This window comes from Microbacterium festucae, assembly GCF_025421715.1.
Classification (GTDB): Bacteria; Actinomycetota; Actinomycetes; order Actinomycetales; family Microbacteriaceae; genus Microbacterium; species Microbacterium festucae.
The window spans coordinates 150,341-164,873 of the sequence record NZ_JAOEFC010000001.1 but is presented as its reverse complement, the minus strand read 5'-3'; the positions used below and the strand labels follow the sequence as shown (position 1 = coordinate 164,873).

Sequence of the window (14,533 nt, the reverse complement as noted above, 5' to 3'; positions counted from 1 at the left end):
TTCTACGAAGCGTCGCTGAGCTCCGCCTGCCGGGCCGCGACGACCTGCTGCACCTGGGCGAACAGCGGGTGCGTGTCGTCCAGGCCGGTGACGGATGCCGTGAACGTCGCGGCATCCTGATCGCGCAGCTGCTGCTGCAGGGCGACGGCCTGCTCGTCGTCGGCGTCGGTGAACCGCAGCGCGGCGGCGATCGCGGTCACCAGGGCCTGCACCGGCAGCCCGCGCTCGGCGGCCTCGGCGGCGGGGCCGATGAACCGCTCGTGGCGCGAGAGCTTGCGCAGCGGCTGACGCCCCACGCGCCCGACGGTGTCGGGCAGCTCGGGGTTGGCGAACCGCCGCAGGATCGTGGCGCGGTAGTCGGCGAGCTCGGCGGGGTCGAGGCCGTGCTTGGCGGCCAGCAGCGCCGAGGTCTCCTGCAGGGTCGCCTCGACGGCGGTGGCCACCTGGTCGTCGGCCAGCGCGTCCGAGATCTTGTCGGCCCCGGCGAGGGCTCCGAGGTAGGCAGTGGTGGCGTGCCCGGTGTTGACGGTGAACAGCTTGCGCTCGATGTAGGGGGCGAGGTCGTCGACGAAGTGGGCACCCGGGATGTGCGGGGGCGCATCCCCGAACGGCGGGCGCTCGATCGCCCACTCGTAGAACGGCTCGACGGTCACGTCCACCCCGCCGCCGGCGGGCTGGGCGGGCACGATGCGGTCGACCGCGGTGTTGGCGAACACCGCGCGGGCGGCCAGCTGCGGCCACTCGTCGCCGGCGCGGGTGACGATCTCCTCGCGGAGGATGTCGGTCGCGCCGATCGCGTTCTCGCACGCCATGACCTGCAGGGGCGCCGCCTCGGGGTCGCGCACGCGCAGGGCCGCGAGGATCGGCGGGGCCACGAACTTCAGGATCGTCGGGCCGACGGCGGTGGTGACCACGTCGGCGCCGGCGATCTCGGCGATGAGCCGGTCGGGCTCCTCGGCGCTGTTGACCGCGCGGAAGCCGGTGACGGTCTTGTCGGTGCCGCCGTCGCCGACCTCGTGCACGGTGTAGGAGGAGGCCGCGTTGATCGCGTCGACGAGGGGCGCGGCGACGTCGGAGAAGACGAGCTCGTAGCCGCCCTCGTGCAGCAGCAGCCCGACGAAGCCGCGGCCGATGTTGCCGGCGCCGAAGTGGACGGCCTTCATCAGCCGTTCACCGACGACAGGCGCGCGAAGATCTCCTCGACGCTGCCGGCCGACTTGAGGGTGGCGACCTCGTCGTCGTCGGAGAAGATGAGTGCGATCTGCGACAGGATCTCGAGGTGCTCGTCGCCCTTGCCGGCGATGCCGACGACGAAGGTGACCGGCTGCCCGCTCCAGTCGACGCCGCCGTCGTAGCGCACGAACGACAGCGCCGAGGCGAGGATGGTGTCCTTGGTCTCGTTGGTGCCGTGGGGGATGGCGAGCTCGTTGCCCATGTAGGTCGACACGGTCTCCTCGCGCAGCTGCATCGCGTCGTAGTAGCCGCCGGTGACGGCCCCCGCCTCCTGCAGGATCGCGGCGGCTTCGCGCATCGCGTCGTCCTTGCTCACCGATCCGGGGTGGATGCGGACCTGCTCGATCTTCAGAACGTCACTGGACATGCCTTCTCCTTCTGTCGGTGTTCACGGCTCGGTCGGTGTGGGGCGGATGCCGGGGCGGGGGCGACGTGATCGCCCCCGCCCCGTGCGCTCACGCGCCGTTTTCGTGCTGCTGGCGGATGAGGTCGACGACCTCTTCGTACTTCGGCGAGTTCATGAAGTTGTCGACCGAGATGTGCATCGCGCCCGGGGTGCGTCCGCGCGCCCGGTCGGTCAGCTGCTGCTGCGTGATCACGAGGTCTTCACTGCCGTCGAGGTTCGCGATCGCCTTGTTGGTGACCGAGATGTCGTCGAAGCCGGCCTTCTTGATCTTGTTGCGCAGCACGCTGGCGCCCATCGCCGACGAGCCCATGCCGGCGTCGCACGCGAACACCACGGTGGCGATCGTCGGGATCGTGCCCACGCCGCCGGTGGCGACGGCATCCGCGGCCGCGTCGGCCTGGATGGGGGCCTGACCGCCGGCGACACCCGCGTTGGCGGCGGCACCGGCGCGCAGGTTCGACAGCGCGTCGGAGGACTTGCCCTTGTTCGCCTCGGTCTGGGCGATCGCGGCCTCGAAGTTCGCCGATGCGTCCGCCTCGGCGGCGAGGTCGCGCTTGCGCGAGGCCCGCAGGATGACCGCGGTGATGAGGAAGGTCACGACCGCGGCGAGCACCACCGACAGGTAGACCACGAGCAGGTTCCCCACCCCGGGGCCGATCGCCGCGGCGGTGACCGCGATGATGCTGCCGGGGGCGGCGGGGAAGCCGAGGCCGCCGCCGAGGAGCATGTTGGTGGTGACACCGGTCGCACCGCCCGCGATGAGGGCGAGGAGGGTCATCGGCTTGCTGAGGGCGTACGGGAAGTAGATCTCGTGGATGCCGCCGACGAACTGGATGACGACCGCACCGGGAGCCGACGCCTTGGCCGCGCCGACACCGAAGAAGGTGAAGGCCAGCAGCAGACCCACGCCGGGGCCGGGGTTGGCCTCGATGAGGAACAGGATCGACTTGCCGGCCTCGGCGGCCTGCTCGATGCCGAGCGGGGTGAACACGCCGTGGTTGATGGCGTTGTTGAGGAAGAGCACCTTCGCCGGTTCGACGATCACCGACAGCACCGGCAGCAGGTTGAAGTCGACCAGCCAGGCCACGACGCTTCCGAGGACCGTGCTGATGCCGAGGAAGAACGGTCCGAAGGCGAAGAAGCCGAGGATCGCGAGGATCATGCCCAGGATGCCGGCCGAGAAGTTGTTGACGAGCATCTCGAAGCCGGGCTTGATCTTGCCGTCCCACAGCTTGTCCATCTGCTTGGTGATCCACGCGGCCAGCGGGCCCATGATCATCGCGCCGAGGAACATCGGGATGTCGGTGCCGACGATGACACCCATGGTCGCGATGGTCGCCACGACGCCACCGCGGGCGTCGTAGACCATGCGGCCGGCGGTGTTGGCGATCAGCAGCGGCAGCAGGTAGGTCACCATCGGGCCGACGAGGCCGACGTAGGCCATGAAGTTGCCGTTGTCGCCCTCGGCCAGTGCGGTCATCGCACCGTTCCAGCCGATCTGCTCGGCGTTGCCGCCGCCGCCGATGATCTCGGCGACCGGGAACCAATGCCACCCGAACGGGCTCTTCTCACCGAAGAACCCGGCCGGGATGAAGAGCATCGTAATGAAGCCCCACGCGATGAATGCCGCGATGTTCGGCATGATCATGCCGGACAGGAACGTTCCGAATCGCTGTACCGCGACTCGTGCACCGCCCTTCTTCGGTGAAGAGGCGGTGGTTGACGCCGTTGTCATTATCTGGTTTCTCCTTCGGGTAGGTGCCGGTCAGCCGGCGGACTCCGCCGCCTGCTGGGCGGCCAGACGGGCCGATGCCGCGTCGTCCGCGGCGAGGGCGGCCGCGGCGATGCGCTCGGCATCTTCGCGGGTGTACTGCAGCAGCGAGGCGCGCACGTCGGCGAGGGCCGTGGGGGCCATCGACAGCGTGGTGGCGCCCAGGCCCACCAGCACCACGGCCAGCAGCGGGTCGGCCGCGGCCTCGCCGCAGATGCCCACGGGCTTGCCGTTGACGCGGCCGCCGTCGCCGGTCGCCTTGATGAGGTGGAGGACGGCGGGGTGCCACGGGTCCTGGAACGAGGCGACCGAGCCCAGCAGGCGGTCGGCGGCGAGCGTGTACTGGGTGAGGTCGTTGGTGCCGATCGAGGCGAAGTCGGCGATCTGCAGCACGCGCTCGGCCAGCAGCGCCGACGAGGGGACCTCGACCATGACACCGGCGGTCTTGATGCCGTACTCGCGGGCGAGCTCGGTGAAGTAGGTGGTCTCCTCGACGGTGGACACCATCGGCGCCATCACCCACAGGTCGGCGTCGGTGGCGGCATCCGCGTTGGCCAGGGCGGTCAGCTGCTCGCGCAGGATGTCCTCGCTGGCGCGCAGCGCGCGCAGGCCCCGCAGGCCCAGCGCCGGGTTCTCCTCGTGGGCGTCGTTGAGGAACGCCAGCGGCTTGTCGGCACCGGCATCCAGCGCCCGCACGACGACCTTCTTGCCGGGGAAGGCCTGCAGCAGCTCGGTGTAGGACTTCGTCTGCTCGTCGACGGTGGGCGCCTGGGTGGCCGAGAGGAAGAGGAACTCGGTGCGGAACAGGCCCACGCCCTCGGCACCCAGCTCGACGGCCTCGGCGGCGCCGCCGGGCTTGCCGAGGTTGGCCAGCAGCGGCACGGCGGTGCCGTCCTTCAGCGCACCCGGGGTGAGCGGGGCGGAGGCCGCGGTGCGGCGTGCGTCGGCGCGGTGCTGCGCCTGGGCGAGCTCCTCGTCGGTGGGCTCGGTGGTGACGATGCCCTTGGCGGCGTCGACGATGACCGTCTCGCCGTCGGTGAGGTCCTTGGCGGCGGCGGCGCCCACCACGGCGACGATCGACTTCTCGCGAGCGAGGATGGCGGTGTGCGAGGTCGGGCCGCCCTCGGTGGTGACCAGGGCCAGCACCTTGTCGAGGTCGAGCAGGGCCGTGTCGGCGGGGGCGAGGTCCTTGGCCACGAGCACGAACGGGTGGCCCGGGTCGGGCACGCCCGGCGCGGGCACGCCGCGCAGCCGCGCGATGACGCGCTGGGCGACGTCGTCGAGGTCGGCCGCGCGCTCGCCCAGGTAGCCGCCCATGGCCGCCAGCTGGTCGCGGAACGAGGCGAACGCGTCGGAGACGGCGAACTCGCCGGTCTTGCCGGCCTGCGTGCGGGTGGACACCTCGCTGTCGAGGGTGGGGTCCTCGGCCATCATGGCCTGCGCCTCGAGTACCTCGCGGGCCGCGCCGCCGGCCTTGGCGCCGCGCTCCTCGAGCTCACGGGCGACGGCGGCCACGGCCTCGCGCACGCGGGCGATCTCCTCGTCGGGGGAGAGGGTGCTGGGGGCGTCCTCCGGTGCAGGCAGCGGCTCGGCCATCCGGGCGATCGGTCCCTGGGCCACACCCAGTCCGATGCCGACTCCACGCAGTTCGCTCATTGTTCCTCGTCCTCCTAGTGGTTCCTGAATCCTGAAAACTGTGGTCCGCAGACCCTGTCGTTGCTGCTGGGCTCCGACGATCACTCGTCGTGATCGGTCGTGAGCAGTTCCGCGAGGGTGTCCAGCACGCTCTCGGCGTTGTCGCCTTCGGCGGTGAGGGTGACGTAGTCGCCCTTCTCGGCGCCCAGCGCGATGACGCCCAGGATGCTGGCGGCGTTGGCGGGCGCGCCGCTGCCCTTGGCGATGGTCACCGGCACGCCGGCATCCTTCACCGCCTGTGCGAAGAGCTTGGCGGGCCGGGCGTGCAGCCCGTTCGACGAGCCGATGCGGATCGTGCGGGTGGCGATGCTCATTGCGGTGTCCCTTCGCTGGGGGTGGTCTCTGTCGCGGTGGCCGCGTCGGACAGGGCGGCATCGATGAGGGCGAGCGTGCGCGTGCCGTCGATGTCGCCGAACACGTCGGCGGGGAGGAGGATCACGCGCGTCCCGCGAGGGCGTGCGACACGGTCGATGCGATCGAGGGCGTGTTCGAGGTGGGGTCCCACGAGCACGATGTCGGCGGCATCCAGGTCGATCGGGAGCGACTGCTCGGTGCCGGCGACGGCACTCAGGTCGCGCCCGCGCGCGTGCGCCGCGTGTCGGACACGCTGCGCGACGAACGTGCTGGACGCACCGGCCCCGCACACAACCAGGATCCTCATCGACCCGCCTCCTTCCCGCCCATTCTTGTGAACGGGCTGGGAGGGGACAACCAGGAGAACTTCCGCAGGGCGGAAACGCCCGCCGCAGTGCATGGAAGACTGGGGAGGTGAGCAGAGCCCGGCAGGACCGACTGGTGTCACTGCTCACGCGCGAAGACGACTGGATCACCGCCGCCGAGCTCGCCGATCTCATCGGGGTCACCCCGCGCAGCATCCGCAGCTACGTCACCGCCGTCAACGGCCGCGTGCCGTCGGGGGTGGCCGTGGAGTCGGGTCCGCTGGGCTATCGCGCCGGCCCCTCGATCGCCGCGGCCGGGCGCGCCGGCGGGTTCGAAGAGGGCACGCCCCGCGAGCGGCTGCACCGGCTCGTGCGCGAGATCCTCGCCGCCCGCGACGGCATCGACGTCTACGAGACCGCGGATGCCTTCTTCGTGAGCGCCGCCACCATCGAGGCCGACCTCGGGCGCGTGCGCTCGCTGCTGTCGGGCACCCGGCTCACCCTCGAGCGCTCGGGTCCGCGCGCCCGCCTCGTGGGGAGCGAGATGGACCAGCGGCGGCTGCTGAGCCGCCTCGCCCACGACGAGACCGAGGACGGCGCGTTCGACCTGGTCACCCTCCGCCGCGCGCTCGGACGCTCCACGGTCGCCGCCGACGTGTTCGGGCCGCTCAAGCGCGACCTCGTCGCCGAACTGTCGGGCCTGGGCTACTACGTCAACGAGTTCGGCATCGGCGACGTGCTCATGCACATCGCCATCGCCGCCGACCGCGTCAACCGCGACCGCGGCCTCGACGAGGCCGACGACCACCCCGGCGGCGAGGCACTGGCGCGCATCTCCGACACCGTCGACACCCTCTCCCAGCGCCACCTCGACGTGCACTTCGGTGCGGGCGATCTCGCCCACCTCGCCGCCCTCGTGCAGAGCCGCGTGGTCGCCCCTGGCGCCGAGGCGCCCGCCGCGACCATCCGGGCCGGCCTCGACCCGGTCGTGGAGGCGGCGGTGCGCGAGGCGGTCGAGCAGGCCGCGGCGGAGTTCCTCGTCGACATCGGGCACGAGGACTTCATCCTGCGCCTCGCGCTGCACGTACAGAACCTGCGGCTGCGCGCCGCCGAGCAGGCTTGGTCGCGCAACCCGCTCACCCGCTCGCTGAAGACGACGTACCCGATGATCTTCGAAGTCGCCGTCTTCATCGCCGACCGGCTGCGGGGGATCCTCGGCATCGCGCTGCTCGACGACGAGATCGCCTACATCGCCATGCACGTCGGGGGACGCCTCGAGCGCAGCCGCCGCGACGGGGCGCTGCTGACGGCGATGATCGTCTGCCCCGGCTACTACGAGCTGCACGAGCTGCTGCACTCGTCGATCTCGCGCTCGCTCGGGCAGTCGATCGACGTCATCGGCGTCGACACGCACGTCGACCCCGACTGGGACGCGATCGACGCCGACCTCATCCTCACCACGATCGACGCGCCCGTCGGCGGCGACCGCATCGTGCGCATCCAGCCCTTCCTCACCGACGGCGACATCGAGCGGGTGCACGTGGCCGCCGGACGGGTGCGCCGCGCCCGGCGCCTGGCGCGGCTGCGCACCGAGCTGGAGCGCTACTTCTCCGCGGACGCGTTCGTGCACGGGCTCGACCCCGACGCCGGATCCGACGAGGTCATCGCCCGGCTGGGCGGCCTGCTGGTCGATCAGGGCGTGATCGACCAGGCCTACGTCGAGCGCACGCTCGAGCGCGAGCGGCTGTCGTCGACCGCGTTCACCGACGCGCTCGCCGTGCCGCATGCGCTCGGCATGACCGCCACGCGCACCGCCATCGCCGTCGGCATCGCCGATCCGTCGATGCGCTGGGGCGACGGCCGCGTGCAGGTCGTGACGATGGTCGCCTTCTCGGAGTCCGACCGCGCCGCCTTCCAGACGGTGTTCGAGCAGCTCGTCGAGGTGTTCAGTGAACGCGACAGCGTGCAGCGCATCGTGCGCCGCGGCACGACGTTCGGGGCGTTCCTCGACGAGCTCGTCGCCGTCGTCGACGGCTGAGCCGGCGGCATCCGGCCCGTTGTGTCGCCGCGGCGCGGGGCGCGGTCAGTCGCGCGCGAGCCGCTGCTGCAGGCCCAGCTTCACCGCGGGCCACTCGTGGGGGAGCACCGAGTAGACGACCGTGTCGCGCAGGGTGCCGTCGGGGCCGAGCCGGTGGTTGCGCAGCACCCCGTCGAGCTTGGCGCCCAGCCGCTCGATCGCCGCACGCGACTGGCGGTTGTGCCAGTGCGTGCGAAACTCCACGGCGATGGCGGCGCACTGCTCGAACGCGTGGCCGAGCAGCAGGAGCTTGGCGGCCGTGTTCACCGAGGTGCGCTGCACGGTGGGCGAGAGCCAGGTGTAGCCGATCTCGACGTGCCGGTTGGGCTGGTCGATGTTGCACAGGGTGGTCATCCCCACCGCCACGCCGCCGCGGACGACGGCGAACGGGTTCATCGTGCCGGCGTCGCGCTGAGCCAGGCGCTGTGCGATCTCGTCGGGCACGGAGGCGGGCACCGAGGTGTACCAGGCGTACGACAGGCCCGCGGTGGCGCGGGTGAGGTCGTCGGCGTGGGCCGGCGCCAGCGGCTCGAGCCGCACGTGGGGGTTGTCGAGGGTCACGGCGTCGGTCAGCAGCACGCCCCCGAGCCTAGGACCGCCGCCACCCGGACCATAACTCCTGCAGAATCGCCGCCACGGGCGCCCTGGGGGCGCGGTGACGCGATTCTGCAGGAGTTATGCGCCCGCGGGCACCGCTCACGGCGCCCGCGGGCGGTGGCTCAGCCCTGCGCGGCGGTCACCAGGGCGCGCGCCCCGGCATCCAGGCCCGCCAGGCGGGTCTCGGCGTCGGCGGCCGAGTCGCCGCGCACGTCGAGGTAGACCTTCAGCTTGGGCTCGGTGCCGCTCGGGCGCACGATGACGCGCGAGCCGTCGGTGAGCCAGTAGCGCAGCACGTCGCCCGGGGGCAGATCCCCGCCGCCGGTCGCGAGGTCCTCGACCACCTCGACGGCCACACCGCCGATGGCCGCCGGCGGGTCGGCGCGCAGCGCGGCCATGATGCGGCCGATGATCGACACGTCGTCGACGCGCACCGACACCTGACCCGACGCGAAAGCGCCGAACGTCTCGTCGAACTGCACCAGCAGGTCGCCGAGGGTGCGGCCCTCCTCCCGCGCCTCGGCGATGAGGCCGAGCATGGCGACCGCGGCCGAGATGCCGTCTTTGTCGCGCACGGTCTCGGGGTTCACGAGGTAGCCGAGCGCCTCTTCGAACCCGTAGACCAGGCCGTCGGCGCGCGAGATCCACTTGAAGCCGGTGAGGGTGGCGTGGAAGTCGAGCCCGTAGTGCTCGGCGACGGCCTGCAGGCCCGGCGACGACACCAGCGAGCACGCCAGCGAACCGCCGGATGCCGTGCGCGCGGCGCGCCAGCCCAGGAGCAGCCCGACCTGGTTGCCCGTCAGCCGCCGCCAGCTCCCGTCCGCCGCGGGGATCGCGACGGCCAGGCGGTCGGCGTCGGGGTCGTTGGCGAGGATGAACTCCGCGCCGGCGGCGGTCGCCGTCTCGTACGACAGGTCCATCGCCCCGGGCTCTTCGGGGTTCGGGAACGAGACGGTCGGGAACGCGCCGTCGGGCTCGATCTGGGCGGTCACGACCACCGGCTGCGGGTAGCCGGCGAGGTCGAGGATGCGGGCGAGGGTCTCGTGCCCGACGCCGTGCATCGCGGTGTACACCCAGGTCATCCCGGCGGCACCCGCCGGGGCCGGGGCGACGGTCGCCGTCGCCGCGACGTAGGCCTCGACGACCTGCTCGTCGGCGATCTCGTACTCGCCGCGGGGGAGGGCGGCGAGGTCGCCGGCGTCGGCCACCCGCTGGATGTGCGCGGCGATGTCGGCGTCGGCGGGCGAGACGATCTGCGACCCGCCCTCCGCGCCGCCGAGGTACACCTTGTAGCCGTTGTCGTCGGGCGGGTTGTGCGAGGCGGTGACCATCACGCCGGCGTCGGCGCCGAGGTGTCGCACCGCGAAGGCGAGCACGGGGGTGGGTAGCAGCCGCGGCAGCAGGATCGCGCGCACCCCGGCCCCCGCGAACAGCTCGGCGCTGTCGCGGGCGAACACGTCGGAGTTGCGGCGGCCGTCGTAGCCGATGACCACCGTCGGGGCCGAGTCGGGGCCCGCCTGCGCGCGCAGGTAGGCCGCCAGCCCGGCGGCGGCCTGCCCGACCAGCACCCGGTTCATCCGGTTCGACCCGGCGCCCAGGCGGCCACGCAGACCCGCGGTGCCGAAGGCCAGGCGCCCGGCGAACCGGTCGTCGAGGTCGGCGAGGGCGGCCGCGTCGCCGGCATCGGCCTGCGCGATCAGCGCGGCCAGCTCGTCACGGGTGACCTCGTCGGGATCCTGCGCCAGCCACGCGCGCGCGGCGTCGAGGACCGCCATCACAGCTCCCCGATGACGCGGGCGAGCAGATCGGAGATCACCGGCTCGGCCTCGCGGCCGGCCTCGATGACCTCGTGGTGGCTGAGGGGGGTGGTCTGGATGCCGGCGGCCATGTTCGTGATGAGCGAGAAGCCCAGGATCTCCATGCCGGCCTGGCGGGCGGCGATGGCCTCGAGCGCGGTCGACATGCCCACGATGTGGCCGCCGATCGCCTTGGCCATGCGCACCTCGGCCGGGGTCTCGTACTGGGGGCCGCGGAACTGGCAGTACACGCCCTCGTCGAGGCTCGGGTCGACGCGGCGGGCGACGTCGCGCAGGCGCGTGGAGTAGAGGTCGGTGAGGTCGATGAACGTCGCCCCCTCCAGCGGCGAGTCGCCGGTGAGGTTGATGTGGTCGCTGATGAGCACGGGGCGACCGGCCGTCCAGGTGCTCTTGATGCCGCCGGCGCCGTTGGTGAGCACCATCGTGGTGGCGCCGGTCGCGGCGGCGGTGCGCACGCTGTGCACGACCCGGCGCACGCCGTGGCCCTCGTAGTAGTGGGTGCGCGCGCCGATGACGAGCACGCGCTTGCCCTTGGGGGTGAGGATGCTGCGCAGCGACCCCACATGACCGGCCAGGGCCGGGGCGCTGAAGCCGGTGACCTCGGTGGCGGGGATGGTGACGGTGGTCTCGCCGACGAGGTCGGCGGCCTTGCCCCAGCCGCTGCCGAGGGTGAGGGCGATGTCGTGCTGGGCGACGCCGGTCAGTCGCGCGATGTCGGCGGCGGCGGTGGCGGCGATCTCGAACGGGTCGGCAGTGGGATCGTCGAGGGGGTTGGTCGTGTCGGACATGGTCTGAGTCTAGGAACAGCGCCGCGACGCTGCCAGGCGGCGGAGCCGTGCACACCTGCTGAGACAATGGACATCATGACCTCGAGCTTCGTCAACACCCAGACCGTCGCCGTGCTCGGCGGCGGCCCCGGCGGCTACGAGGCCGCGCTCGCCGCCGCCCAGCTGGGCGCCGAGGTGACGCTGGTGGAGCGGGCCGGGGTGGGCGGCGCGGCCGTCATCACCGACGTGGTCCCCTCCAAGAGCCTCATCGCCACCGCCGACGCCGCCGTGGCGATCGCCGAGGCCTCCGACCTCGGCGTGCAGCTGTTCGCCAAGGGCGGCGGGGGAGCGCCGCTGCGCCCCGAGATCGCCATCAATCTCGCCGCCGTCAACAAGCGGCTGCTCTCGCTCGCGCGCCAGCAGTCCGACGACATGCGCGCCCAGCTGGTCGAGGCGGGCGTGCGCATCATCTCCGGCCACGGCCGGCTCGACGGACCGCGCGCGCTGGTGGTGTCCACCGGCCCCGGCGGCACCGACTTCGACCGCGTCGAGGCCGACACCCTCGTCGTCTCTGTGGGCGCCTCGCCGCGCGAGCTGCCCTCGGCGCTCCCCGACGGGGAGCGGATCCTCACCTGGACCCAGCTCTACGACATGAAGGAGCTGCCCGAGCACCTCATCGTCGTCGGCTCGGGCGTCACCGGCGCCGAGTTCGCCTCGGCCTACATGAACCTGGGCGCGGCGGTCACGCTGATCTCCTCGCGCGACCAGGTGCTCCCCGGCGAGGATGCCGACGCGGCGGCCGTGCTCGAGAAGGTCTTCCGCCGCGGCGGCATGACCCTGCTGTCGCGCTCGCGGGCCGAGCGGGTGGAGCGCTCCGGCGACGGGGTGGTCGTCACCCTCGCCGACGGTCGCACGATCGAGGGCAGCCACTGCCTCATGGCGGTGGGATCGATCCCCAACACCGCCGGCATCGGCCTGGAGGATGCGGGGGTGCAGCTGGCGGCATCCGGTCACATCCAGGTCAACCGGGTCGCGCGCACCTCGGTGCCCAACATCTACGCCGCCGGCGACTGCACGACGTTCATCCCGCTGGCCTCGGTCGCCTCGATGCAGGGGCGCATGGCCGTCTTCCACGCCCTCGGCGACACCGTCATCCCGCTCGAGCCGCGCCGCGTCACGGCCAACATCTTCACCGCGCCCGAGATCGCCACCGTCGGGTGGCAGCAGAAGGACCTCGAGGGCAGCGGACTGAAGGGATACGTGCACAAGATGCCGCTGGCCGCCAACGCCCGCGCCAAGATGATGGGCATCAAGGACGGCTTCGTGAAGATCATCGCCCTCGAGGGCACCGGCACCGTGCTCGGCGCCACGATCGTGGCGCCGAAGGCGTCGGAGCTGATCTACCCGATCGCCATCGCCGTCGAGCGCCGCCTCACCGTCGACCAGGTCTCGCGCGTGTTCGCGGTGTTCCCCTCGCTCACCGGATCGATCACCGACGCCACCCGCGCGATGCACCGTGTGCACCGCGAGGAGGAGGACGCGCTGGCCTGACCGCGTCGCGCCGTGCGACGGCGGTCGCCGCGCCTGCGCCCACGAGAGAGCGCCACCGGATCCGTGAGGGATCGGTGGCGCTCTGCCGTTGGTGGGGCGGTGGCCGCTCAGCTGATGGTGAGCAGGCGGTGACCGGCCGACACCGTGGTGCCCGGGTTCGCGTCGATCGCGCCGACGACGCCGTCCTTGTGCGCCTGGATGGGCTGCTCCATCTTCATGGCCTCGAGCACGACGACCAGGTCGCCCTTGACGACCTGCTGACCGTCCTCGACGGCGAGCTTGACGATGGTGGCCTGCATGGGCGAGGTGACCGCGTCGCCCGAGGCGCCGGCGGTCACCGACGTCGCGTGCGAACGGCGCGCGGGCGGCGCCGTGACGGGGCGGCCGACCTTGGCGGTGGACTGCGTGATGCGCTCGGGCAGGCTCACCTCGAGACGCTTGCCGCCGACCTCGACGACCACGGTGTGGCGCGGGGCGCCCGGCTCGGGCGACTCCAGCTCGCCGTCCCACGGCGCGATGTCGTTGACGAACTCCGTCTCGATCCAGCGGGTGAACACGCCGAACACGCCGTCCTCGGCGGTGAAGGCGGGGTCGCGCACGACCTTGCGGTGGAAGGGCAGTACCGTCGGCATGCCCGCCACCTCGAACTCGTCGAGCGCGCGGCGCGAGCGCTCCAGCGCCTCGGCGCGGTCACGGCCGGTGACGATGATCTTGCCCAGGAGCGAGTCGAACGCACCCGAGACCGAGTCGCCGGCGGTGACGCCGGAGTCGAGCCGGATGCCGGGGCCGCCGAACGTCTTGAACTGGTGGATGCGACCGGGCTGGGGCAGGAACCCGCGCCCCGGGTCTTCGCCGTTGATGCGGAACTCGAACGAGTGGCCGACCGGCTCGGGGTCGCCGTAGTCGAGCACGCCGCCCTCGGCGATGCGGAACTGCTCGCGCACGAGGTCGATGCCGGTGACCTCTTCGGAGACCGGGTGCTCGACCTGCAGGCGGGTGTTGACTTCGAGGAACGAGATCGTGCCGTCGGCGCCGATGAGGAACTCGCACGTGCCCGCGCCGACGTAGCCGACCTCCTTGAGGATCGCCTTCGACGCCTCGTACAGGGTGCGGTTCTGCGCCTCGGTGAGGAACGGCGCGGGGGCCTCCTCGACGAGCTTCTGGTGGCGGCGCTGCAGCGAGCAGTCGCGGGTGGAGACGACGACGACCGTGCCCTCGGCATCCGCCAGGCACTGGGTCTCGACGTGGCGCGGCTTGTCGAGGTACTTCTCGACGAAGCACTCGCCGCGGCCGAACGCCGTGATCGCCTCGCGGGTGGCCGACTCGAACAGCTCGGCGACCTCGTCGAACTCGCGGGCGACCTTCAGGCCGCGACCGCCGCCGCCGTAGGCCGCCTTGATGGCGATGGGCAGGCCGAATTCGCGCGCGAAGGCGATGACCTCGTCGGCGTTCTGCACCGGGCCGGGGGTGCCCGGCGCGAGCGGGGCGCCGACCTTCTCGGCCACGTGGCGTGCGGTGACCTTGTCGCCGAGGGCCTCGATCGCCTCGGGTGACGGGCCGATCCACACCATGCCCGCCGCGGTCACGGCGCGCGCGAACTCGGCGTTCTCGGCCAGGAAGCCGTAGCCGGGGTGCACCGCGTCGGCGCCGGAGCGCCGGGCGACGGAGAGGATCTTCTCGATCGACAGATAGGTCTCGGCGCTCGTGGCGCCCTCGAGCGCATAGGCCTCGTCGGCGAGGCGCACGTGCATCGCGTCGCGATCCTGGTCGGCGTAGACGGCGACCGATGCGCGGCCGGAATCGCGGGCGGCGCGGATGACGCGGACGGCGATCTCGCCTCGGTTCGCAACGAGAACCTTGGAGATCCGCCTCGTGGGGGTCTGGGGCATGGATGCCAGCCTACCGAGCCGGGAGGGGTGCTCTTTGGATCACCCGCACAAGATCACGCACAAAACGTGTG

Annotated in this window: 12 protein-coding genes; 2 read left to right on the top strand and 10 right to left on the bottom strand. The window is 72.0% G+C overall.

All coding sequences use genetic code 11. From position 1 onward, the window contains the following. Positions 1-2: 2 nt before the first annotated feature. From N3K63_RS00730 to N3K63_RS00705, 6 genes are all read right to left on the bottom strand, one after another. Positions 3-1,163 (bottom strand): mannitol-1-phosphate 5-dehydrogenase, encoded by a 1,161-nt coding sequence (locus N3K63_RS00730; protein WP_261578048.1) that lies wholly within the window; start codon positions 1,161-1,163, stop codon positions 3-5. Continuing rightward, positions 1,163-1,600: a PTS sugar transporter subunit IIA gene (locus N3K63_RS00725; RefSeq protein ID WP_261578047.1), complete on the bottom strand. Its 438-nt coding sequence runs from the start codon at positions 1,598-1,600 to the stop codon at positions 1,163-1,165. Before N3K63_RS00725 ends, N3K63_RS00730 begins: the two co-directional genes overlap by 1 nt. Positions 1,601-1,688: 88 nt before the next feature. Next, the gene (locus N3K63_RS00720) at positions 1,689-3,374 is read right to left on the bottom strand and encodes a PTS mannitol transporter subunit IICB (RefSeq protein WP_261578046.1); all 1,686 of its coding nucleotides are present in this window, start codon (positions 3,372-3,374) and stop codon (positions 1,689-1,691) included. Between the two features lie 30 nt (positions 3,375-3,404). After that, complete coding sequence (ptsP, locus tag N3K63_RS00715) at positions 3,405-5,066, bottom strand: phosphoenolpyruvate--protein phosphotransferase (protein ID WP_261578045.1); 1,662 nt, start codon at positions 5,064-5,066, stop codon at positions 3,405-3,407. An 80-nt stretch (positions 5,067-5,146) separates the two neighbouring features. Then, positions 5,147-5,419, bottom strand: a complete 273-nt coding sequence (locus N3K63_RS00710; protein ID WP_261578044.1) for an HPr family phosphocarrier protein — start codon at positions 5,417-5,419, stop codon at positions 5,147-5,149. Next, entirely contained in the window at positions 5,416-5,766 is a 351-nt protein-coding gene (locus N3K63_RS00705; RefSeq protein WP_261578043.1) for a PTS sugar transporter subunit IIB, read from the bottom strand. The genes N3K63_RS00710 and N3K63_RS00705 overlap by 4 nt, the downstream gene beginning before the upstream one ends. Before the next feature lie 107 nt (positions 5,767-5,873). On the opposite strand from N3K63_RS00705, the gene N3K63_RS00700 reads away from it, so the two are divergent. Beyond that, positions 5,874-7,802: a BglG family transcription antiterminator gene (locus N3K63_RS00700; RefSeq protein ID WP_261578042.1), complete on the top strand. Its 1,929-nt coding sequence runs from the start codon at positions 5,874-5,876 to the stop codon at positions 7,800-7,802. Positions 7,803-7,847: 45 nt separating this feature from the next. Here N3K63_RS00700 and N3K63_RS00695 read toward each other — a convergent pair whose 3' ends face one another. The 3 genes from N3K63_RS00695 to N3K63_RS00685 form a co-directional block, all read right to left on the bottom strand. Next, entirely contained in the window at positions 7,848-8,420 is a 573-nt protein-coding gene (locus N3K63_RS00695) for a GNAT family N-acetyltransferase (protein WP_261578041.1), read from the bottom strand. A gap of 140 nt (positions 8,421-8,560) precedes the next feature. After that, the gene (locus N3K63_RS00690) at positions 8,561-10,213 is read right to left on the bottom strand and encodes a phospho-sugar mutase (protein WP_261578040.1); all 1,653 of its coding nucleotides are present in this window, start codon (positions 10,211-10,213) and stop codon (positions 8,561-8,563) included. Next, positions 10,213-11,043, bottom strand: a complete 831-nt coding sequence (locus tag N3K63_RS00685) for a purine-nucleoside phosphorylase (protein ID WP_261578039.1) — start codon at positions 11,041-11,043, stop codon at positions 10,213-10,215. The genes N3K63_RS00690 and N3K63_RS00685 overlap by 1 nt, the downstream gene beginning before the upstream one ends. Positions 11,044-11,118: 75 nt before the next feature. On the opposite strand from N3K63_RS00685, the gene N3K63_RS00680 reads away from it, so the two are divergent. Next, on the top strand, positions 11,119-12,573 hold the full coding sequence (locus tag N3K63_RS00680; protein WP_390894901.1) for an NAD(P)H-quinone dehydrogenase: 1,455 nt from the start codon (positions 11,119-11,121) through the stop codon (positions 12,571-12,573). 107 nt (positions 12,574-12,680) lie between these two features. Here the strand turns inward: N3K63_RS00680 and N3K63_RS00675 are convergent, their stop codons facing one another. Continuing rightward, positions 12,681-14,462, bottom strand: coding sequence for an acetyl/propionyl/methylcrotonyl-CoA carboxylase subunit alpha (locus N3K63_RS00675; RefSeq protein ID WP_261578037.1), 1,782 nt, complete (start codon positions 14,460-14,462; stop codon positions 12,681-12,683). Between the last annotated feature and the right edge of the window lie 71 nt (positions 14,463-14,533).